The organism is Pseudomonas sichuanensis (assembly GCF_024749065.1).
GTDB lineage: Bacteria > Pseudomonadota > Gammaproteobacteria > Pseudomonadales > Pseudomonadaceae > Aquipseudomonas > Aquipseudomonas sichuanensis.
In genome coordinates this window covers 4,216,857-4,239,125 of sequence record NZ_CP087185.1, presented here as the reverse complement: position 1 = coordinate 4,239,125, position 22,269 = coordinate 4,216,857, and the positions used below count along the sequence as shown (strand labels likewise).

The following is a 22,269-nucleotide window of genomic DNA, read 5'->3' as shown; positions in this document are numbered from 1 at the left end:
CCCGGCCCGGCACCAGCGCCAGGCCAGGATGTCAGCGCTTTACAGGAACACGAACTTGGCGATGAAGATCACGCTGAGCACCCACAGGCTCGGCGAAACTTCCTTCAACTTGCCAGTACCTGCCTTCAGTGCCACATAGCTGATGAAGCCCAGGGCGATGCCGTCAGCGACCGAGAAGGTCAGCGGCATCATGATCACCGTGACGATTGCCGGGATGCTGTCGGTGGCTTCGTCCCATTCGATGTGCGCCATGCTGCCCATCATCAGCATCGCCACATAGATCAGCGCACCGGCGGTGGCATAGGCCGGGATCATGCCCGCCAGCGGCGCGAAGAACATCGCAGCGACGAACAGCAGGCCAACCACCACGGCTGTCAGGCCGGTGCGGCCACCGGCGGCGACGCCTGCGGCGCTTTCGACGTAACTGGTGACCGGTGGCACGCCCACCGCGGCACCGAACACGCTGGAGGCGCTGTCGGCCTTCAGCGCCCGCGACAGGTTCTCGATGCGCCCGTCGGCCGCCACCAGGCCGGCGCGCTGGGCGACGCCCATCAGGGTGCCGGCGGTGTCGAACATGTGCACGAACAGGAAGGCGAAGACCACGCTGATCATGCTGACGTTGAACACGCCCGCCACATCCATCGCCATCCAGGTCGGCGCCAGGCTCGGTGGCATCGACATCACCCCGCCGAACTTGACCAGCCCCAGGCCCCAGCCGGCCAGGGTGACGCTGATGATGCTGATGAGGATCGCACCGAACACCCGTTTGTAGCTGAGGATCGCGATCATCAGGAAGCACACGGCCGCCAGCAGCGGGCCGGGCTCATGCAGCGAGCCGAGCTTGATCAGGGTGGCCGGGCTGTCGACGACGATGCCTGCGGTTTTCAGGCCGATCAGCCCGAGGAACAATCCGACGCCGGCCCCCATGGCATGGCGCAGGCTCACCGGGATGCTGTTGAGCAGCCACTCGCGCACCCGTGACAGGGTGAGGAACATGAACAGCACGCCCGAGATGAACACCGCACCCAGCGCGGCCTGCCAGGTGTAGCCCATGGTGCCGACCACGGTGTAGGTGAAGAAGGCGTTGAGGCCCATGCCGGGCGCAAGGCCCACCGGCCAGTTGGCGTACAGGCCCATCAGCAGGCAGCCCAGCGCCGCGGCGATGCAGGTGGCGACGAAGGCCGCCCCGTGATCGATGCCGGCGTCGGCCATGATGTTGGGGTTGACGAAGATGATGTAGGCCATGGTGATGAAGGTGGTCACCCCGGCTATCAGTTCGGTGCGGACGGTTGTGCCATGTCGCTTGAGTTTGAAAATCCGCTCCAGCCAACCCGTTTCGGGCGGCGCAGCGATATCCAGCGTAGGGGCTTCGGATTTGCGGCTTTCCACAGCGAGTACTCCTCAAGTCTTTCTTGTTGTTCGAAGCCTGGTCCTGAGCAATGCACTTGGGGGCTCCGCGAGGGGGTGTGGCAGACGTCCGACCATTTTGTTGACTTGCGGGTCAGGAAGTCGCTCGCAGGATTATGCTTTTGTGTACAAAGAATGCAAATAATGTTTTATCTTTTGTGCGCACAAACTGCCGTACAACGGCTATATAGGTTAAAGGCCCCCTGCAGAATCGGGTCAGCCTGTGTACAATGGCGCCATACCTTGGTCCACCACCTACTTCCAGGACTTGCCCTCCACCCGCTGACAGGTAGTACAGTCACGGTCCGACTGGCAGATCCCTTGTGCTCGAGAGCCCATGAACGAACAGCTGCAACCTCTGAAAAAACCTGTGCGCACTGGCAAGGCCGGCCGCAGCGGTACCCAGGACGACATCGTCTACGCGCACATCTTCGAGGCGATCCTCGAGCAGCGCCTGGCGCCGGGCACCAAGTTGAGCGAGGAGGCACTGGGCGAGATCTTCGGCGTCAGCCGTACCATCATCCGCCGTGCGCTGTCGCGCCTGGCCCATGAAAGCGTGGTGCTGCTGCGGCCCAACCGTGGCGCGGTAGTGGCAAGCCCCACGGTGGAAGAAGCGCGCCAGGTGTTCTTCTCGCGGCGCATGGTCGAACGTGCAATCACCGAGCTGGCCGTGCAGCACGCCACCCTCGAGCAGCTCAACGAATTGCGTCAGATGGTGCGCGAAGAGCGTGACAGCTTCTCCCGTGGCGACCGTGGCGCCGGCATCCGCCTTTCCGGCGAATTCCACCTCAAGCTGGCCGAAGCCGCAGGCAATGCCCCGCTGGTGAGCTTCCAGCGCAGCCTGGTGTCGCAGACCTCGCTGATCATCGCCCAGTATGAAAGCGGCAACCGCTCGCACTGCTCCTACGACGAGCACATGCAACTGATCGACGCCATCGAGGCCCGTGATGCCCAGCAGGCGGTAAGCCTGATGATGCATCACATGGACCATATCGACAGCAAGCTCAACCTCGACGAGGAGAGCGCGTCGGACGACCTGCATGCAGTGTTCTCGCATTTGCTGAAAAAGCCCAAGGCCACCGCCAAGGGTTGATCGTTTGCCTGCATAGTCCAAGGCCCTTTCGCGGGTAAACCCGCTCCCACAGGAATGTCGTTGCCTTCGAGCACGTCAGCGTACCTGGGGAGCGGGTTTGCCCGCGAATGGGCCTTTTTTCGTGACTGGCCTTCTGCCGGATCCCTGATAGATTTACTAGTTGCAAACCCCTTTTCAATGTGGTTGGGCTTGCGCAAAACGTTGCGTCCAATGGCTTGAGGAGAGGTTCATGACTACGTCCCTCGGTGTACGCATGGGTGCCGAACTGGTCGGCACTTTCTGGCTGGTGCTGGGTGGTTGCGGCAGCGCGGTACTGGCCGCCAGCTCACCTGTCGGCATCGGTGTTCTCGGTGTCGCCTTCGCGTTTGGCCTGACTGTCCTGACCATGGCGTTCGCCATTGGCCATATCTCTGGTTGTCACCTCAACCCGGCGGTGTCGTTCGGGTTGGTGGTGGGCGGGCGGTTCCCGGCAAAAGAACTGCTGCCCTATGTGATCGCCCAGGTGATCGGCGCCATCCTGGCCGCAGCGGTGATCTATTTCATCGCCAGTGGCAAGGCCGGCTTCGAACTGGCCAGCGGCCTGGCCTCGAACGGCTATGGCGAGCATTCACCGGGCGGCTACACCCTGGCGGCAGGCTTCACCAGTGAGGTGGTGATGACCGCGATGTTCCTGGTGATCATCATGGGCGCCACCGATGCCCGGGCACCGGCCGGCTTTGCACCTATTGCCATTGGCCTGGCGCTGACCCTGATCCACCTGATCTCGATTCCCGTCACCAATACCTCGGTCAACCCGGCGCGCAGCACCGGGCCGGCCTTGTTCGTCGGCGGCTGGGCGCTGCAGCAGCTGTGGCTGTTCTGGTTGGCGCCGCTGATCGGGGCGGCGATCGGTGGTGCGCTGTACCGGGGGCTGGCAAAACAACCCTAGCGCCAAGCCAAGATCCATCGCGGGGCAAGTCGCATCGGCGCACCGCCGCTCCCACGCGGTAGAACTGTAGGAGCGGGCTTGCCCCGCGATGACGGGCTGCTTGCCTCAGCGCTGGTGTACGCAACGCCCGGCGGCGTAGGTTTCACGCACGGTGCGGTCATCGCCCAGGGTGGTCAGCACGAACAGGGTTTCCTCGATGCTGTTGGACTGCTGGATGCGGTAGTCCAGCAGCGGCGTGGCCTTGTAGTCGAGCACCACGAAGTCGGCATCGTTGCCCGGGCGCAGGCTGCCGATCCGGTCGTCCAGGCGCAGTGCCCGGGCGCCGCCGAGGGTGGCCAGGTACAGCGACTTGAACGGGTGCAGGCGCGCGCCCTGCAGCTGCATCACCTTGTACGCCTCGTTGAGGGTGTTGAGCAGCGAGAAGCTGGTGCCGGCGCCCACGTCGGTGCCCAGGCCCACATTGACCTTGAAACGCTCGGCCTGGGGCAGGTTGAACAGGCCGCTGCCCAGGAACAGGTTGGAGGTCGGGCAGAAGGCGATGGCCGAGCCGGTTTCCGCCAGGCGCTTGCATTCGTCGTCGCACAGGTGCACGCCGTGGGCGAACACCGAGCGCTCGCCGAGCAGCTCGAAGTGGTCGTAGACATCCAGGTAGCCATTCTGCTCGGGGAACAGCGCCTTCACCCACTCGATTTCCTTGAGGTTCTCGGACAGGTGGGTGTGCATGTACACGCCCGGGTGCTCCTTGAGCAACTGGCCGGCCAGGGCCAGTTGTTCAGGGGTGCTGGTGGGGGCGAAGCGCGGCGTGACCGCGTAATGCAGGCGGCCCTTGCCGTGCCAGCGCTCGATCAGCGCCTTGCTCTGCGTATAGCCGGATTCGGCGGTGTCGGTCAGGTAGTCGGGGGCGTTGCGGTCCATCATCACCTTGCCGGCGATCAGGCGCAGGTCCAGGCGCTCGGCTTCTTCGAACAGGGCGTTGACCGACTCGGGGTGCACGCTGCCGAACACCAGGGCGGTGGTGGTGCCGTTGCGCAGCAGCTCCTGGAGGAAGATCTTCGCCACCTTGTCGGCATGGGCCTTGTCGGCGAACTGCTTCTCGCAGGGGAAGGTGTAGGTGTTCAGCCAGTCCAGCAGCTGTTCGCCGTAGGAACCGATCATGCCGGTCTGCGGGAAGTGGATATGGGTGTCGATGAAGCCCGGGGTGATCAGGGCATCCTGGTAGTGCACCACCTCGATGTCGGCCTCAAGCGTCGGCAGCAGCTCGCTGGCGTGGCCGAGGGCCTTGATGCGGCCGTTGTCGATTACCAGCAGGCCATCCTCGTAGTATTCCTGGGAGGCTTCCAGGCCGACCTCGGCGGGGTCGGCGATGCTGTGCAGGATGGCGGCTCGGTAGGCTTTGCGGGTTGCGGTCATGAATACGCTCGTCAAAGGGTCTGGCTGCGCCGGGAAGGCGGCAGCAACTGGGTGATCTGGCCTGCGTTGGCGGCACTGTCGTGCTGGCCGAAACAGGCGTTGTAGGTGGCAATGATTTCGGCGGCGATGGACACGGCGATCTCGATAGGCAGCTTGCCCTTCACTTCGGCCAGGCCCATCGGGCAGCGCATCCGCGCCATCAGTGCGTCTTCGTAGCCGCGTTCGCGCAGGCGGTGCTCGAACTTGGCCCGTTTGGTCTTCGAGCCGATCAGGCCGAACCAGGTGAAATCATTGCGTTTGAGAATGGCGGCGGTCAGTTCCAGATCCAGCTGGTGGTTGTGGGTCATGACGATGCAGTAGCTGCCTGGCGGCAGGTCCGCGACTTCGTCGACCGGCTCCTCGCTGACGATCTTGCTCACCCCGCTGGGGATGTGCTCGGGGAATTCCTGTTCGCGCGAATCGATCCAGCGCACCCGGCAGGGCAACGCGGCGAGCAAGGGTACCAGAGCTCGGCCGACATGGCCTGCGCCGAACACGGCGATCTGTGCCTGCACGCCGCTCATCGGTTCGAACAACAGCACCGTGGCACCGCCGCAGCACTGGCCAAGGCTGGCACCCAGGCTGAAACGCTCCAGGTGTGGCGTGTAACGGTGCTCCTCGAGCATCTGTCGGGCGATGTGCAGTGCCTTGAATTCCAGGTGTCCACCGCCAATGGTGTCGTACAGCGCGCTGGCGCTGACCACCATCTTCGAGCCTGCGTTGCGCGGGGTGGAGCCGCGTTCTTCGATGATGGTCACCAGCACGCAGGGTTCGCCGCGGGCTTGGTGGTCGGCGAGGGCGTTGATCCATTGGTGCATGATCCGAATCCTCGGTAGTTCCTGTGGGAGCGGGTTCATCGAGCTGTCGAACCGCCGCGAACACCGGCGAAGCCGGTGCCATGCACCGCAGTGCCTGCTTCGCGGGTGAACCCGCTCCCACATGGGGCCTTGTTGTCAGTGAGTGACGGTTTCCAATGCGGGCTCCACAGGCTGCTGCGCAGCCACGGCCTTGCGCATCTGCTCGCAGCCCCACAGCACCCGCTCCGGCGTCGACGGCGCGTCGATGTTCGGCTGCACGCGGTAGTCGGCGATGCTCGCCACCGCGTCCTTGATCGCGCACCAGGCGGCGATGCCGAGCATGAAGGGTGGCTCGCCCACGGCCTTGGAATGGAACACCGTGTCCTCGGGGTTCTTGCGGTTTTCCACCAGCTTCACGCGCAGGTCGATCGGCATATCGGCAACCGCCGGGATCTTGTAGCTGGCCGGGCCATTGGTCATCAGCTTGCCCTTGGCGTTCCACACCAGTTCTTCGGTGGTCAGCCAGCCCATGCCCTGGACGAAGCCGCCCTCGACCTGGCCGATATCGATGGCCGGGTTCAGCGAGTCGCCCACGTCATGCAGGATGTCGGCGCGCAGCATCTTGTATTCACCGGTCAGGGTGTCCACCACCACCTCGACGCAGGCGGCGCCGAAGGCGAAGTAGTAGAACGGCCGGCCGCGTGCCTGGCTGCGGTCGTAGAAAATCTTCGGCGTGCGGTAGAACCCGGTGGTCGACAGCGAAACCTGGGCGAAGTAAGCCTGCTGCACCAGTTGCTCGAAGCTGACGATCTGGTCGCGGGCGCGCACATGGCCGTTGCGGAACTCGATGTCTTCCTCGGTGACGTTGTAATGCCGCGCGGCGAACTCGGTCAGGCGCTTCTTGAGGATCTCGGCGGCGTTCTGCGCGGCCTTGCCGTTCAGGTCGGCGCCGCTGGATGCGGCGGTCGGCGAGGTGTTGGGCACCTTGTCGGTGTTGGTGGCGGTGATCTGGATGCGGTTGAAATCCACCTGGAACACTTCTGCCACCACCTGGGCAACCTTGGTGTTCAGGCCCTGGCCCATCTCGGTGCCGCCGTGGTTCAGGTGGATACTGCCGTCGGTGTAGATGTGGATCAGCGCGCCGGCCTGGTTGAGGAAGGTGGCGGTGAACGAAATGCCGAACTTGACCGGGGTCAGCGCCAGGCCTTTTTTCAGCACCGGGCTGTTGGCGTTGAAACGGCGGATCGACTCGCGGCGCTCATGGTAGTCGCTGCTGGCCTCGAGCTCTGCGGTCATCTCCTCGAGCATGTTGTGCTCAACGGTCTGGTAGTAGTGGGTGACGTTGCGTTCGGTCTTGCCGTAGTAGTTGGCCTTGCGCACCGCCAGCGGGTCGAGCGCCAGGTGGCGGGCGATATGGTCCATCACCTGCTCGATGGCGACCATCCCCTGTGGGCCGCCGAAGCCGCGGTAGGCGGTGTTGGAGGCGGTGTTGGTCTTGCAGCGGTGGCCATGCACCGTGGCATCGCCCAGGTAGTAGGCGTTGTCGGAGTGGAACATGGCGCGGTCGACGATCGAACCGGACAGGTCCGGCGAGTAGCCGCAGTTGCCGGCCAGGTCGAAGTTGATGCCGTGCAGGCGGCCGCTGTCGTCGAAGCCCACGTCGTATTCGACGTAGAACGGGTGACGCTTGCCGGTCATGGTCATGTCTTCGACCCGTGGCAGGCGCATCTTGGTCGGCTGGCCGGTCAGGCGCGCGATCACCGCGCACAGGCACGCGGGGCTGGCGGCCTGGGTTTCCTTGCCGCCGAAGCCGCCACCCATGCGGCGCATGTCGACGACGATCTTGTGCATCGGCACGTCGAGCACTTCGGCCACCAGCTTCTGCACCTCGGTGGGGTTCTGGGTGGAGCAGAACACGATCATGCCGCCGTCTTCAGCGGGCATCACCGAGCTGATCTGGGTTTCCAGGTAGAAGTGCTCCTGGCCACCGATGTGCAGGGTGCCCTGGATACGGTGCGGGGCGCTGGCCAGGGCGCTGGCCGAATCGCCGCGCTGGTGGGTGTGGCTGTCGAGCACGAAGTGCTTCTTGCGCAGGGCCTCGACCACGTCGAGCACCGGCTCCAGGTCTTCGTATTCGATGATCGCGGCCATGGCCGCGCGGCGTGCGGTTTCCAGATCGCGGGCGGCGACGGCGAGCACTGGCTGGCCGAAGAACTCGACCTTGTCGATGGCCAGCAGCGGGTCGCCAGCCACCACCGGGCCGATGTCCTTCAGACCCGGAATGTCTTCATGGGTGATGGCGATGCGCACGCCTTCGAACTGGTAGCACGGCGTGGTATCGATGCTCAGGATCCGCGCATGGGCACGGTCAGCGGTGCGCGCATAGACGTGCAGCTGGTTGGGGAACTCCAGGCGGTCGTCGATATACACCGCTTCGCCCGCCACATGCTTGTCGGCGCTGTCGTGCTTGAGGCTGCGGCCGACCCCGGTGGTCAGGTCCTGGCTGAACAGTGCGGCCATCTCGGCCTGGCTCTTGACGGCGTGATGGTTAGACATAGTCGGTCACCCGGGTTTCGATGTGCGGCGATTGCAGTTCGATGAAGTACTTGCGCAGCAGGTTCTGCGCGGTCAGCAGGCGATACTCGCGGCTGGCGCGGAAGTCGCTGAGCGGGGTGAAGTCTTCGGCCAGGGCCTGGCAGGCACGCTCGACGGTGGCCTGGTTCCAGGGCTTGCCGCGCAAGGCAGCTTCGCAGGCGCGGGCGCGCTTGGGGATCGCGGCCATGCCGCCGAAGGCCACGCGTACACCACTGACCACACCGTTCTCGATGCTCAGGTTGAACGCCGCGCACACCGCGGAAATGTCGTCATCCAGGCGCTTGGACACCTTGTAGGCGCGGAACGCCCAGTCGCTGGTGGCGCGGGGGACGATGATCTTCTCGATGAACTCGCTGTCCTGACGGGCAGTGATGCGGTAGTCGATGAAGTAGTCTTCCAGGGCCAGGGTACGCTGGCGCTCGCCCTGGCGCAGGACGATCTGCGCATCGAGGGCGATCAGCAGGGGCGGCGAGTCGCCGATCGGCGAGGCGTTGCCGATGTTGCCGCCCAGGGTGCCCTGGTTGCGGATCTGCAGCGAAGCGAAGCGGTGCAGCAGCTCGCCGAAGTCGGAGTACTCCTCGTTCAGGGCGCCATAGCAGTCGGTCAGCGGGGTGGCGGCGCCGATTTCCAGGTGGGTGGCGGTCTTTTCGATACGCTTGAGTTCGGCGACATGGCCGACGTAGATCATCACCGGCAGGGTGCGGTGGAACTGGGTGACCTCCAGTGCCAGGTCGGTACCGCCGGCCAGCAGGCGCGCCTCGGGGTGCGAGCTATAGAGGTCGGCCAGGTCGGCCACGGTCAGGGGGACCAGGCAGCGCTTGTCGCCGCTGTTGAGTTCACCGGTCTGTTGCGGGGCGATGGCCTTGAGGCGGGCGATGGTCTGCGCCTGCTGCGCGTCGAACTGGTCGCGGCAGGGGCGGGCGCAGCTCTGCTCGGCAGCGTCGAGGATCGGCCGGTAACCGGTGCAGCGGCAGAGGTTGCCGGCCAGGGCTTCCTGGGCCTGGTGCAGGTCGTGGCCTTCGCTGTTTTTCTGCAGGGCGAACAGCGACATGACGAAACCGGGGGTGCAGAAACCGCACTGCGAGCCGTGGCAATCGGCCATGGCTTTCTGCACGCTGTGCAGTTCGCCCTGGTGTTTGAGGCCTTCTACGCTGATCAGCTGTTTACCGTGAAGGGAAGAGACAAACGTCAGGCACGAGTTGAGGCTGCGGTAGCGGATGCTGTCACTGCCCAGTTCGTCGGCGACGAGTTCGCCGACGACCACGGTGCAGGCGCCGCAGTCGCCGCTGGCGCAGCCTTCCTTGGTGCCGGGTTTGCCCAGGTGCTCACGCAGGTACTGCAGCACCGTCATGTTCGGGTCCAGGGCATGCTCGTTGCGCAGCTCCTGGTTGACGAGAAACTGGATCACGGGGAGGGCCTCGCAATGGTTTTATTGTTGTTCGGGCGGACTCTAAGCAAGGGCTGACCTCTTGGTCAATAATTTTCTGACTCAAAGGTCAAGAAATTGCCTGCGCCACTACCGAACCGCCTTAAGGAACCTTTCCCAAGCATAGTTCGCGCCGGGCAACAGGGTTGACCGGGCAGTCGCACAAAGCACGTGATCCCCCCTGCGCGAGCGCCGGGCAAGTGCGCTACAATCGCGCGCTTGTGCACAGCGATCTGATTTCGAAGGAAAACCATGACGTTCAAGGCGCCGGACAGCCTCTCCGAGCAAATTGCCCACTACCTGGCCGAGCGGATCATCCGCGGCGAACTCGCGCCCGGCGAGCGCATCCAGGAGCAGAAGGTCACCCAGGCCCTCAACGTCAGCCGTGGTTCGGTGCGCGAGGCGCTGCTGATCCTCGAGCGTCGCCACCTGGTGGCGATACTGCCGCGGCGCGGCGCCCATGTGACAGAGCTCGACGAAAACAGCGTGCGCAGCCTGTGCGCGCTGATGGGCGAGTTCTACATCCTGCTGGGCAATGCCGTTGCCCTGCATTGGCGCACCGAGGCCGACCTGCGCCCGTTCCTGGAAATCCAGCAGCGCCTGACCCAGGCTCACGCCAAGCAGGACATCAAAGCCTTCGTCGCCGACAGTTTCGCGGTAATGCGCGCCGCTTATTCGTTCGCCAACAACCCCTATCTGCAGGAAACCGTCGAGAACCTGCAGCCGGCCATGAGCCGCGCATACTACCTGGCGCTCGACCAGCGCCAGGCCAACATGGTCGATTACCTCAACCTGTTCGCCCGCCTGCTCGAAGCCGTGGTCGCCCGTGACCAGCCACGCATCCGCGAGGTGCTCACCGCCTATTGCCAGCGCAGCTGCGAGCTGGTGCTGGCGGCCTTGGCGCGGATCTGACCGATGCGCCTGAAGTGCATTCGCCTGGCCGGTTTCAAGTCGTTCGTCGACCCGACCACGGTCAACTTCCCCAGCAATATGGCGGCCGTGGTCGGCCCCAACGGCTGCGGCAAGTCCAACATCATCGACGCGGTGCGCTGGGTGATGGGCGAGAGCTCGGCGAAGAACCTGCGCGGCGAGTCGATGACCGACGTCATCTTCAACGGCTCCACCAGCCGCAAGCCGGTCAGCCAGGCCAGCATCGAACTGGTGTTCGACAACAGCGACAACACCCTGGTGGGCGAGTACGCCGCGTACGCCGAGATTTCGATCCGGCGCAAGGTCACCCGCGACGCGCAGAACACTTATTACCTGAACGGTACCAAGTGCCGCCGCCGCGATATCACCGACATTTTCCTCGGTACAGGCCTGGGCCCGCGCAGTTACTCGATCATCGAGCAGGGCATGATCTCCAAGCTGATCGAAGCCAAGCCTGAAGAACTGCGCAACTTCATCGAAGAAGCGGCCGGCATCTCCAAGTACAAGGAGCGCCGCCGCGAAACCGAGAACCGTATCCGTCGCACCCAGGAAAACCTGGCCCGCCTGACCGACCTGCGCGAAGAGCTGGAGCGCCAGCTCGAACGCCTGCACCGCCAGGCCCAGGCCGCCGAAAAATACCGTGAATACAAGGCCCAGGAGCGCCAGCTCAAGGCGCGCCTGGCGGCCCTGCGCTGGCGCGATCTGGATGATCGCGTGCGCCAGCGCGAAAGCGTCATCGGTGACCAGGAAATCGCCTTCGAGGCCCTGGTGGCCGAGCAGCGCAATGCCGATGCCAGCATCGAGCGCCTGCGCGATGGCCATCACGAATTGTCCGAACGCTTCAACCAGGTGCAGGGCCGCTTCTATTCGGTGGCTGGCGATATCGCCCGGGTCGAGCAGAGTATCCAGCACGGCCAGCAGCGCCTGCGCCAGTTGCAGGACGACCTGAAAGAGGCCGAGCGCACCCGCCTGGAAACCGAATCGCACCTGGGCCATGACCGCACGTTGCTGGCCACCCTCGGTGAAGAGTTGCAGATGCTCGAGCCCGAACAGGAGCTTACCCTGGCCGCCGCCGAAGAAGCCGCTGCGGCGCTGGAGGAGGCCGAGCTGGGCATGCACGGCTGGCAGGAACAGTGGGACAGCTTCAATGCCCGCTCCGCCGAGCCGCGTCGCCAGGCAGAAGTGCAGCAGGCGCGCCTGGCCCAGCTTGAAACCAGCCTGGAGCGCCTGGGCGAGCGTCAGCGCAAGCTGGGCGAGGAAGACGAGCAACTGGTCGCCGACCCGCAAGATGCTGAAATGCTCGACCTGGCTGAGCAGGTGCTCGGCAGCGAACTGTTGCTTGAAGAGCTGCAACTGCAGGAGCAGCAGGTGGTCGAGCGGCTCGAGGCGCTGCGTGAGCAGTTGCAGCAGTCCAGCCAGGCGCAGCAGCAACAGCAAGGCGACCTGCAGCGTCTCGGTGGCCGCCTGGCGTCCCTGGAAGCCTTGCAGCAAGCTGCGCTGGAGCCGGGCGCTGGCGCCGCCGACTGGTTGCGTGGGCAGGGCTTGCAGCAGCAGCCGCGCCTGGCCGAAGGCCTGAGGGTCGAGCCCGGCTGGGAACTGGCGGTCGAGACAGTGCTGGGTGCCGATCTGCAGGCCGTGCTGTTGGAAGGCTTCGACAACCTCGAATTTGCCGCGCTGGAGCAGGGCGAGCTGCGCTTGCTGCTGAGCGCGGGCAAGGGAACAAGTATTCCCGGCAGCCTGCTCGACAAGGTCGAAGGGCGCACCGATCTGTCGCCCTGGCTTGGCCTGGTCAAGCCGGTGGAAAGCCTGGAGCAGGCGCTGGCCCTGCGCCCGACCTTGGCCGAAGGCCACAGCCTGGTCAGTCGCGACGGCTACTGGGTTGGGCAGCACTTCCTGCGCATCAGCCGTGGCGGTGAATCCCAGGGTGGTGTGCTGGCCCGTGGCCAGGAAATCGAGCGCCTGGGCCAGGAACAGTTGGAGCAGCAGGCGCAGCTGGAACAGTTGGATGAGCAGTTGCAGCGCCTGCGTGAGCAGCAGCTCGACCTGGAAGAGCAGCGCGAACAGCTGCGCCGCCGCAGCCAGGATGAGAGCCGCCAGCATGGCGAGCTCAAAGCGCGCCTGTCCGCCGGCCGCGCCCGCGCCGAGCAGCTCGAACTGCGCCGTAAGCGTCTGCACGAAGAACTGGCTGAGCTGCAGGAACAGCGCGCCCTGGAACACGAGCAGTTGGGCGAGTCGCGCCTGCTGCTGCAGGACGCCCTCGACCTGATGGCCCAGGACACCGAGCAGCGCGAGCAACTGATGGCCCGGCGCGACAGCCTGCGCGAAGGCCTCGACCGTATCCGCCAGGAAGCCCGCCAGCACAAGGACCATGCTCATCAACTGGCCGTGCGCCTGGGCTCGCTGCGCGCCCAGCACGACTCCACCCGCCAGGCCCTCGAACGGCTGGAACAACAGGCCGCGCGCCTAAGCGAGCGTCAGGAGCAACTGAGCCTGAACCTGGAGGAGGGTGAGGCACCCCAGGAAGAACTGCGCCTCAAGCTCGAAGAGCTGCTTGAGCGGCGCATGAGCGTCGACGAAGAGATGCGCCAGGCCCGCCTGCACATGGACGAAGCCGACCGCGAACTGCGCGATGCCGAGCGCCGCCGCACCCAGGCCGAGCAGCAATCGCAGTTGTTGCGTGGCCAGCTGGAGCAGCAGCGCCTGGAGTCCCAGGGCCTGGATGTACGGCGCAAGACCTTGCAGGAACAATTGCTGGCCGACGGCTACGATCTTCCGGGCGTGCTTGCCACACTCGATGAACACGCCAGCGAGCAGGGCACCGAACAGGAACTGGAGCAGCTCGATGGGCGCATCCAGCGCCTGGGCGCGATCAACCTGGCGGCCATCGAGGAGTACGAGCAGCAGTCCGAGCGCAAGCGTTACCTGGACGCCCAGAATGCCGACCTGGTCGAAGCGCTGGAGACCCTGGAAAACGTCATCCGCAAGATCGACAAGGAAACCCGCAACCGCTTCAAGGATACCTTTGATCAGATAAATGCCGGATTACAGGCACTTTTCCCAAAAGTTTTCGGTGGCGGCAGCGCTTATCTGGAACTGACGGGCGAAGATTTACTCGATACAGGGGTGACGATCATGGCGCGCCCGCCGGGCAAGAAAAACAGCACGATCCATTTGCTGTCCGGCGGCGAGAAGGCGTTGACCGCCCTCGCGCTGGTGTTCGCCATCTTCAAGCTGAACCCGGCGCCGTTCTGCATGCTCGACGAAGTCGATGCACCGCTGGACGACGCCAACGTCGGGCGCTATGCGCGCCTGGTGAAGGAAATGAGCGAGAGCGTGCAGTTCATCTATATCACCCACAACAAGATTGCCATGGAAATGGCCGATCAATTGATGGGGGTGACCATGCACGAGCCGGGCTGTTCACGTCTTGTGGCGGTGGATGTCGAGGAGGCCTTGGCCATGGTCGATGCATGACAAAGGAAGATTGGATGCGATCAAGCAGGTAAAATCCGCAGCAGGTGCGACAGACGGTGTAAAGTTGCCTTTGGTCGTGCTAGCTTTACGTCACTTGTTTTTGCGTGGGTAAAACGCCTGTCAGAACATAGAGTTGGCGCCACGTGTTAAAGGCCTTTGAAGCCTTTGTTTTCAAGCATATTTTTTATAGAGGCACGGGATTACATGGAAATCGGTCTGCGCGAGTGGCTGATCCTCATCGGCGTCATTGTCATTGCCGGGATTCTTTTCGACGGCTGGCGTCGCATGCGCGGCGGCAAGGGCAAGTTGAAATTCCGTCTGGACCGTAGCTACGCCAATGCCCAGGACGATGAGGGCAGTGCCGAAGTGCTCGGCCCTTCACGTGTGCTGGATACGCACAAAGAGCCCGAGCTGGACGAGACCGACCTGCCGTCGCTGACTGCGCCGGCGCGTGAGCGTGAGCGCGAGCGTGAAGCCAAACCGGCCAAGCAGCCCAAGCGCGGCAAGCGCAGCAACAGCGAGCCACAGCAGGGCGACCTCAATCTCGCCGCCGAGCGCGAGCCCGACCTGTTCGCCGAAAGCGACGATGAAGTGGTTGTCGACAACAGCAGCCGCAACAGCGCCCCAGCCAGCAGCGCCAGCACCCCAGCCAGGGAACTGCCGCCGATGGAAGAAGTGCTGGTGATCAGCGTCATCTCCCGCGATGAAGGCGGCTTCAAGGGCCCGGCCCTGTTGCAGAACATCCTGGAAAGCGGCCTGCGCTTCGGCGAGATGGACATCTTCCATCGCCACGAAAGCATGGCTGGCCACGGCGAGGTGCTGTTCTCCATGGCCAACGCGGTCAAGCCCGGCGTGTTCGACCTGGACGACATCGACCACTTCAGCACCCGTGCCGTGAGCTTCTTCCTTGGCTTGCCTGGCCCGCGCCACCCCAAGCAGGCCTTCGACGTGATGGTCGCCGCCGCGCGCAAGCTGTCCCACGAGCTCAACGGCGAGCTCAAGGACGACCAGCGCAGCGTGCTCACCGCCCAGACCATCGAGCACTACCGCCAGCGTATCGTCGAGTTCGAGCGCCGGGCGCTGACGCAGAAACGCTGACACACACCAGCGGGGCGGCCCTTGCCTCGGTCCGCACCGCGATGATTCAAGCAAAAGAGCAGCCTGGGGCTGCTCTTTTGCTTTGCACGAGAAGACGAAAACATGAACGCCGAAACCCGAATCCATGAACTGCGCGCCGAGCTCGACCAGCACAACCACCGCTACTACGTGCTCGACGAGCCCAGTGTGCCGGACGCCGAGTACGACCGGCTGTTCAATGAACTCAAGGCGCTGGAGGCCGAGCACCCGCACCTGGTGACCCCCGACTCGCCCACTCAGCGGGTAGGCGGTGCGGCGCTGGCGGCGTTCAGCCAGGTGCGCCACGAAGTGCCCATGCTCAGCCTGGGCAACGCCTTCGAAGAAGACGATTTGCGTGATTTCGACCGTCGCGTGGTCGAGGGCCTCGACCTTCCCGGCGGCGATCTGTTCGCTGCCCGCGCCGCTGTCGATTACAGCTGCGAACCCAAGCTCGACGGCCTGGCGGTCAGCTTGCTGTATCGCGACGGCCAGCTGGTGCAGGGGGCTACCCGCGGCGACGGCACCACCGGCGAAGACATCAGCGCCAACGTGCGTACCGTGCGCAACATTCCGCTCAAGCTGCAGGGCGAGGGCTGGCCGGCAGTGCTGGAGGTGCGTGGCGAGGTGTACATGAGCAAGGCTGGTTTCGACCGGCTCAACGCTGCCCAGGCCGAAGCCGGTGGCAAGACCTTCGCCAACCCGCGCAACGCTGCCGCCGGCAGCCTGCGCCAACTGGACTCGAAGATCACCGCCAGCCGCCCGCTGGAGTTCTGCTGCTATGGCGTCGGCCAGGTGTCGGAGCCTTTCGGTGACAGCCATATCGGCATTCTCGAGAAGCTCAGGGGCTGGGGCCTGCCCATCAGCCGCGAGCTGCGGCACGCGGCTGGCATCGAAGAGTGCCTGGCTTACTACCGGGATATCGGCGAGCGGCGCAATAGCCTGCCCTACGAGATCGACGGGGTGGTGTTCAAGGTCAACAGCCTGGCCGCGCAGCGCGAGCTGGGTTTCCGTGCCCGTGAACCGCGTTGGGCGATCGCCCACAAGTTCCCGGCCATGGAAGAGCTCACCGAGGTGCTCGACGTCGAGTTTCAGGTCGGCCGTACCGGCGCGGTAACGCCCGTGGCGCGGTTGAAACCGGTCAAGGTGGCCGGGGTTACCGTGTCCAATGCCACCCTGCACAACATGGATGAAGTCGCCCGTCTTGGCCTGTGCATCGGCGACACGGTCATCATCCGCCGTGCCGGCGACGTGATCCCGCAGGTGATGCAAGTGGTGGCCGAGCGTCGCCCGGCCGATGCCCGGCCGGTGCAGGTGCCCAGCGCCTGCCCGGTGTGCGGCTCGCAGGTCGAGCGCACGCAGCTGGTCAAGCGCAGCAAGGGCAAGGCGACCACCAGCGAAGGCGCGGTGTACCGCTGTGTCGGCCGCTTGAGCTGCGCAGCCCAGCTCAAGCAGGCGATCATCCACTATGTGTCGCGCCGGGCCATGGACATCGACGGCCTGGGCGAGAAGAGCGTCGAACAACTGGTCGACGAAGGCCTCATCCGCTCGCCGGCCGACCTTTATAAGCTTGAGTTCGAGCAAGTGGTCGCGCTGGAAGGCTTCGCCGAGGTGTCCAGCCGCAAATTGCTCGAAGCCATCGAGGCCAGCAAGCGTCCGCCCCTGGCGCGCTTCATCTTTGCCCTGGGCATCCCCGATGTCGGCGAGGAGACCGCCAAGGTGTTGGCCCGTTCGCTGGGCAGCCTGGCGCGGGTACAGGTGGCGCTGCCCCAGGTGCTCACCTACCTGCCGGACATTGGCCTGGAAGTGGCCTACGAGATCCACAACTTCTTCGAGGCCGAGCACAACCGCGAAGTGATCGAGCAATTGCTGGCCAGTGGCATGCAGTTGCAGGACGAGGGCGAGCTCGCCGCCGAGTTCGCCGCCTGCACCACCCTGGCCGGGATGCTGGCCAAGCTCGACATCCCTTCGGTCGGCCCGACCGGTGCCGAGAAGTTGGTGGACAAGCTGGGCACGCTGGACAAGATCATCGCCGCCGACGGCATCGATTTGCGTCAGGCGTTGAATACCAAACAGGCCGAGGGTGTGCGCGAGTTCTTCAAGGTGGAAGCCAACCAGCAGTTGGCCCGGGCCATCGAAGCCCAGTTGCTCGAATTCGGCATGCACTGGTCCTGCGAGAAGAAAACCGCCGAGGGCCTGCCCCTGGCCGGCCAGACCTGGGTGCTTACCGGTACGCTGGAGCGCATGAGCCGGGATGTCGCCAAGGAGAAGCTGGAAAGCCTGGGGGCGAAAGTGTCGGGCTCGGTTTCTGGCAAGACCCACTGCGTGGTCGCCGGCCCCGGTGCCGGCTCGAAGCTGGCCAAGGCCGGTGAGCTGGGGGTCAAGGTGCTGGACGAGGAACAGTTCGTGGCCTTCATGGCCGGGCAGGGCATTAACCTCTAACCGCCCGTGGGAGCGGGCTTGCCCCGCGAACAAGCAACCACAAGTCCTTGAGAAATGATGGTTTTTTCTCAAGCAAAGGTTGTAACTTCAGCGCAGAACGGTACAATGGCGCGGCTCGTCACTTGGCGAGCCGTCGTGGTGGCCCCATCGGTCCCCCCGCATTGATTACCCGTTTACCTGGTCAGGTCCGGAAGGAAGCAGCCAAGGCGGGGACATTGAGTGCCGGGGTGTGGCTGGTGGGGCCGCCTCCATTTTGGGCGCAGGCATTTTCGCTTCGCGCACCTTTCGTACCCCGCCTGTACCCTCTCTTTGCGCCCGCGCAAGCCTTTACCCCTGCACAATCGTGCGTGGCGCCTTATCATGCACCCAGCGTGTCAGTCCGTTCGGCCAGGAGATAGCGACCGTGGAACATGTCGACGACCTCACCCGTCACAAGATCCGGGAATGGCAAATGCGCCGCCTGGAGATCAAGGACCAGATGGCCGCCAGCCCCGAGCGGGTGCTTGAGCTGTCGCAGGTGCTCGACCAGATGGAAGAGGAACACGAGCGCATACTCGCAGAGGCAACGCCGCCAGCGCCTGTTGCCGCGGCCCAGGCCCTGCTCGAACTTCATTTGAATCTATCGGCAGGCAGCGTGCGTGACCTGCGCAAGTTGCTGGAGCTGGCACTGCACGAACTCGATGGCGTGCTCGATGAGCCTCAGCCGGGTGCCCGCCACCCTGGCGGCATGGCGGGTTCACTGGGTGCATACCAGTTCGAACTGCTGGTTGGCCAGGCACCGGATGCCAACACGCCCTGAATCAGCCTTTGCCTGGACATTGAGCGCACATGCAGCCTGAACATTTCAATTTCTCTTGCCCCGTCTTCCTGCCCATCACCCTGGAGCGCTGCCAGGGGTTGCTGCAGGCCGAAGGCGTGCCCGCCCTGGACGCGCTGAGCGACCCTGAGCTGGCGGCCTTGCTGGTGATCCAGAACCTTGCCCAGGCCCAGGGCAAGCTCGATGCGCCGGCGGCGGAGAAGGTGCTGGGCAAATTGCTGGCCTGGTCCGTCGATGGCCCCCATTCGCCGGACGTGAGCCTGCTGTCGGAAGCGCTCCGGCTGTTCGATGCGCGCAAGCTGTATTTCGGCCTCGAGGTGATCAAGGCGTCGAAGTTGCGCCTGCTCACCGACGAAGAGGTGCAGGGGGGCGATTACCTGCTGGCCGACGGCAAGTGGGATTTCGACTTCAGGCTCCGTCGGCAGCAAGCCGACAACCCCTTCAGCCAGCAGGTGGTGACCGGTTTCGACAACGAGCGCTGGCTGACCGTCGAGCAGGACAAGCTGCTCAAGGTCATCCGCGCCAACCTCGACGAAGACATCCATGTCCAGGGCTACGCTGGCATCGGCAAGAGCTACCTGCTTGGCGCGCTGATGGATTGCCTGCCACGCGGCCGGGTGCTGGCCCTGGCACGCACACCGGCCAAGCTTGGCACCCTGCGCCAGCGCATGGGGCGGGATCCGCAGGCCAAGGTCGGCATGACCTTCGGCCAGTTCGCCAAGGCCCTGCTCAAGGATGCGCAGCCGGCCAACGGCAGGGCCGCGGCGCGAGGCCCAGGCAAGCTCAAGCTGGCGCAGGAGCTTGGCATCGTCGGGCTGCGCCAGTACGACGCCGAGCATGCCCTGGATATCTGCCTCGAAGTGCTGCACAGCTATTGCGAGTCGCGTGACTACAGCCTGTCGAATCGCCATTTGCCATTCTTCCGGCAGGCGCTGTCGGGCGTCGATGCCCAGGTTCTGCTCGAGTACGCCAGCCGGCTGTGGCGCTACCTGGAGTCGCACCCGGCCTGGGGGGCGCAGACCGGCTTCGAAGCGCTGCTGCTGATCAAGCGTGCCAGCCTGGGCGGCTGCAGTGTGCCCACTCGCTTCAGCCACGTGATCATCGATGAGAGCCAGGACGTGCCGGGCTCGCTGTTGCAGGTCATCGAGCGCGGGCGGCAGGTGCTGATCACCCTGGGTGACGAATACCAGAAGGCCTCCGGTGCCGTGGTGCGGCGTGAGCGCCAGGTGCGCCAGAAGGATATCGCCTTCGCCGTTCGCTCCGGGCCAAAGGTCGAGCGCCTGATCAACCCGTTGATCGACGTGCATTCACAAAAGTCGAAAGTGGCCTTCGAGGCGGCGCGCAACGTGGATGTCGGTATCGAGCTGTTCCCCCAGGGCTTCATTCCACCCGAAGGCTGCGTGGTGCTGACCGCCTCGCGCTGGGACAGCATGCGCTGGGCCATGGAACTGGCCGAGACCGGTTGCCTGCTGAAATTCCCCGACTGGCCCGATATGCGGCGCTTCATGGCCACTGCGGTCGGCCTGTTCCGGGCGGCAATCCACGGCCCGGTGCAGGACGCCGAAGGGCCGCACCCGCACTTTGCGCACATGCTCGACTGGCAGCAGGTGCGCGATGCCGAGCGCTTCGACGAGTCGTTCCTGTGGGTCGAGGCGCGGTTGCAGGACGGCTACAAGCTCGCCGACCTGACCACCCTGGCGGCGCGGGTCGCCGAGCAGCGGGCCAGCCTCTTGCTGATGATGGCCGAGGAGGCCGGGGGCCTTGAGTTCGACCATGTACTGCTCACGCCCGAGCTGATGACCACCAACCGCTTCAGGGATGCCTACGCTTTCGATGCGCGTATCTGTGCCGTGTACATCGCGTTGTCGCGGGCGCGGCGCCAGCTTTACCTGCCCTATGACGTGCAAGAGTGGATCACTTACCACAAGGGCCAGCCGTTCCGCGAACTGCACGGCTACTGAAGGCTCACTTGCGCGGCGCTCGGGCGGGCCTGCCCTGGCTGGCGGACACCTTCATCAAGCGCTGGAAGGTCGGGCACTGCAGGTGATGCTCCTCGGGGCACACCGCCGCATGGCGCAACCCCTTGCTCATCGCCTGCAGGCGCTTGATCCGCTGGTCGATCTCGTCGGCCTTGGCCAGCAGCAATTGCCGGTCGACCTGCTGCTCGGCCAGCATCGCCGCCACCTCATCCAGCGAAAACCCGGCCGCCTGGCCCAGGGCGATCAACGCCAGGCGCTCGGGCGTGTCGGCCGGGAACTGACGGCGCTGACCCCGGCCGGACAATGCCGTGAGCAGGCCCTTGTTGGCGTAGTAGCGCAAGGTCGAAGCCGGCACACCACTGCGCCTGGCGACATCGGCAATATCCATCTTGGGCCCCTTGACTTGAAGTTGACTTCAACTTGCATGCTGCTCGGCAAGGACCATTTCCGTCAATCTGCCCAGGGCCTTCGCCATGACCGTCTCCTCATTGATTTCCTCCGTCCTGTTCATCGGCATCGGCGCCACGCTGGTGATGGACCTGTGGACGCTGCTGCTCAGGCGCCTGGGCGTTACGACCCTGAACTACGCCATGGTCGGCCGCTGGGCGGGGCATCTGCTGGAGGGGCGCTGGCGGCACGCAGCGATCGGCAAGGCCGCACCGGTTCGCGGTGAGCTGGCGTGGGGTTGGGTGCTGCACTATGCCACCGGGCTGCTGTTTGCCGGCCTGCTGATCGCGCTGGCCGGGGAGGCGTGGCTGGGTCAGCCATCGCTGCTCCCAGCGTTGTCGTTCGGAGTTGTCTCGGTGCTGGTGCCGCTGTGCGTGATACAGCCGGCACTGGGCGCGGGGTACTTTGCCGCCAATACGCCAGCGCCGCTGAAGAGTTGCTTGCGCAGCCTGGCAACGCATTGTGTGTTTGGCAGCGGTCTGTACCTGGCCGCGCTCGGTGTGCTGTGGCTCGTAGGCTAGAGATCTTTGCTGTCGGCGACAGGTGGCGCGGGCAGCGCTTGGGTGTAACGCTCGATGATTCGCTCGACCTCTCCGGATTGCTTGAGCCTCACAAACGCCCTGAGCACCGCCTGTGTCGGTAGCGCCGGATCGTTGCGCACCATGCAGCTCAGCGCCTGTTCTTCCAGCACCGCCAGCCCACGCAGTTGCTTAGCCGCCGGCAGCCCACGGTTGAACCATTGCAGCGACAGCTGGTTGCTCACGGCATGCCGATAGCGCCCGGCCAGCAGCTTTTGCAGGGCCAGCTCCTGATTGCGGCTGTCTTCGCGCTGCAACTGGCCGCGGGCAAATAGTGGGGCGAGGGTGGGGTAGCTGTAGCCCAGCACGGTGCCCAGCGCCTGTGGGGGGAGGGCGTCGGCGCTAGTGGCGCTGTCGCCGGGGCGGCCGACCAGCAGGTCGCGCTGCTCGATGAGCGGGATGCTCCACAGGTAATCGCCGGGGCGGCTGGTCAGCCATTGGGTGGAGACATAACAGCGCACGTCGATGTCGCCGTTCTCCATGGCCTCCTGCAATCGCAGCCGGGCCATCACATGGTACTGCGCCCGTACCCCCGCTTCGCGGGCCGCAGCCTGCATCAGCTCGAACAGAATGCCCTCCACCGGCTGCCCCTGCTCGATGCGCATCAGCGGCATGCTCCAGCTCTCGGCCACGGAAAAGCGCAAAACTGGCGGCTCGGCCAGGCTGTATGCACTGCATAACCACAGGAGGACCAAGGCTCGCCGCACGTCTCATCCTCCCTGATCAGCCCGGAGCTATGCCTGCTGCTGAGCTTAGACGAGATCCGCAGGGTGCAATTTCCCCCTCGCTCCGCT

16 protein-coding genes and 1 other RNA gene are annotated in these 22,269 nt (G+C 64.7%); 10 read left to right on the top strand and 7 right to left on the bottom strand.

Going from position 1 to position 22,269, the window contains the following annotated elements; genetic code table 11:
• Positions 1-39: 39 nt before the first annotated feature.
• The gene (locus LOY51_RS19170; protein WP_110991819.1) at positions 40-1,389 is read right to left on the bottom strand and encodes an NCS2 family permease; all 1,350 of its coding nucleotides are present in this window, start codon (positions 1,387-1,389) and stop codon (positions 40-42) included.
• A 355-nt stretch (positions 1,390-1,744) separates the two neighbouring features.
• On the opposite strand from LOY51_RS19170, the gene LOY51_RS19165 reads away from it, so the two are divergent.
• Together LOY51_RS19165 and aqpZ are read left to right on the top strand one after the other, a co-directional pair.
• Positions 1,745-2,500, top strand: coding sequence for a GntR family transcriptional regulator (locus LOY51_RS19165; RefSeq protein ID WP_110991818.1), 756 nt, complete (start codon positions 1,745-1,747; stop codon positions 2,498-2,500).
• A gap of 229 nt (positions 2,501-2,729) precedes the next feature.
• Positions 2,730-3,428, top strand: a complete 699-nt coding sequence (gene aqpZ / locus LOY51_RS19160; RefSeq protein ID WP_125464947.1) for an aquaporin Z — start codon at positions 2,730-2,732, stop codon at positions 3,426-3,428.
• A 105-nt stretch (positions 3,429-3,533) separates the two neighbouring features.
• Here the strand turns inward: aqpZ and guaD are convergent, their stop codons facing one another.
• The 4 genes from guaD to xdhA all read right to left on the bottom strand — a co-directional run bounded on the left by guaD (position 3,534) and on the right by xdhA (position 9,677).
• The gene (guaD, locus tag LOY51_RS19155) at positions 3,534-4,838 is read right to left on the bottom strand and encodes a guanine deaminase (RefSeq protein ID WP_125464946.1); all 1,305 of its coding nucleotides are present in this window, start codon (positions 4,836-4,838) and stop codon (positions 3,534-3,536) included.
• 11 nt (positions 4,839-4,849) lie between these two features.
• Positions 4,850-5,695 carry a xanthine dehydrogenase accessory protein XdhC gene (xdhC, locus tag LOY51_RS19150; RefSeq protein WP_125464945.1) on the bottom strand — a complete coding sequence of 282 codons (846 nt, stop codon included), beginning with the start codon at positions 5,693-5,695 and terminating at the stop codon, positions 4,850-4,852.
• Positions 5,696-5,830: 135 nt separating this feature from the next.
• A complete protein-coding gene (xdhB, locus tag LOY51_RS19145; RefSeq protein WP_125859498.1) occupies positions 5,831-8,230 on the bottom strand; it encodes a xanthine dehydrogenase molybdopterin binding subunit in 2,400 nt (799 codons plus the stop codon).
• Positions 8,223-9,677: a xanthine dehydrogenase small subunit gene (xdhA, locus tag LOY51_RS19140; protein ID WP_125859497.1), complete on the bottom strand. Its 1,455-nt coding sequence runs from the start codon at positions 9,675-9,677 to the stop codon at positions 8,223-8,225. The genes xdhB and xdhA overlap by 8 nt, the downstream gene beginning before the upstream one ends.
• A 270-nt stretch (positions 9,678-9,947) precedes the next feature.
• On the opposite strand from xdhA, the gene LOY51_RS19135 reads away from it, so the two are divergent.
• The 7 genes from LOY51_RS19135 (at position 9,948) to LOY51_RS19105 (ending at position 20,432) form a co-directional block, all read left to right on the top strand.
• The gene (locus tag LOY51_RS19135) at positions 9,948-10,607 is read left to right on the top strand and encodes a GntR family transcriptional regulator (protein ID WP_125859496.1); all 660 of its coding nucleotides are present in this window, start codon (positions 9,948-9,950) and stop codon (positions 10,605-10,607) included.
• A 3-nt stretch (positions 10,608-10,610) separates the two neighbouring features.
• Positions 10,611-14,099 carry a chromosome segregation protein SMC gene (gene smc / locus LOY51_RS19130; RefSeq protein ID WP_258642621.1) on the top strand — a complete coding sequence of 1,163 codons (3,489 nt, stop codon included), beginning with the start codon at positions 10,611-10,613 and terminating at the stop codon, positions 14,097-14,099.
• 204 nt (positions 14,100-14,303) lie between these two features.
• The gene (zipA, locus tag LOY51_RS19125; protein WP_125859494.1) at positions 14,304-15,197 is read left to right on the top strand and encodes a cell division protein ZipA; all 894 of its coding nucleotides are present in this window, start codon (positions 14,304-14,306) and stop codon (positions 15,195-15,197) included.
• Between the two features lie 102 nt (positions 15,198-15,299).
• Positions 15,300-17,654, top strand: a complete 2,355-nt coding sequence (gene ligA, locus LOY51_RS19120) for an NAD-dependent DNA ligase LigA (protein ID WP_258642619.1) — start codon at positions 15,300-15,302, stop codon at positions 17,652-17,654.
• Between the two features lie 145 nt (positions 17,655-17,799).
• Positions 17,800-17,896: signal recognition particle sRNA small type (gene ffs / locus LOY51_RS19115), an RNA gene on the top strand.
• Positions 17,897-18,057: 161 nt separating this feature from the next.
• Positions 18,058-18,453: a hypothetical protein gene (locus LOY51_RS19110; protein WP_258642617.1), complete on the top strand. Its 396-nt coding sequence runs from the start codon at positions 18,058-18,060 to the stop codon at positions 18,451-18,453.
• Between the two features lie 29 nt (positions 18,454-18,482).
• Positions 18,483-20,432: a hypothetical protein gene (locus LOY51_RS19105; RefSeq protein ID WP_258642615.1), complete on the top strand. Its 1,950-nt coding sequence runs from the start codon at positions 18,483-18,485 to the stop codon at positions 20,430-20,432.
• A gap of 4 nt (positions 20,433-20,436) precedes the next feature.
• Here LOY51_RS19105 and LOY51_RS19100 read toward each other — a convergent pair whose 3' ends face one another.
• Positions 20,437-20,838, bottom strand: coding sequence for a helix-turn-helix domain-containing protein (locus tag LOY51_RS19100; RefSeq protein ID WP_258642614.1), 402 nt, complete (start codon positions 20,836-20,838; stop codon positions 20,437-20,439).
• A gap of 85 nt (positions 20,839-20,923) precedes the next feature.
• Here LOY51_RS19100 and LOY51_RS19095 point away from each other — a divergent pair, with 85 nt between their 5' ends.
• A complete protein-coding gene (locus LOY51_RS19095) occupies positions 20,924-21,418 on the top strand; it encodes a DUF2938 domain-containing protein (protein WP_125859489.1) in 495 nt (164 codons plus the stop codon).
• On the opposite strand, the gene LOY51_RS19090 is transcribed toward LOY51_RS19095, so the two are convergent.
• The gene (locus tag LOY51_RS19090; RefSeq protein ID WP_125859488.1) at positions 21,415-22,182 is read right to left on the bottom strand and encodes a substrate-binding periplasmic protein; all 768 of its coding nucleotides are present in this window, start codon (positions 22,180-22,182) and stop codon (positions 21,415-21,417) included. The two genes, LOY51_RS19095 and LOY51_RS19090, sit on opposite strands and share 4 nt — an antisense overlap.
• Between the last annotated feature and the right edge of the window lie 87 nt (positions 22,183-22,269).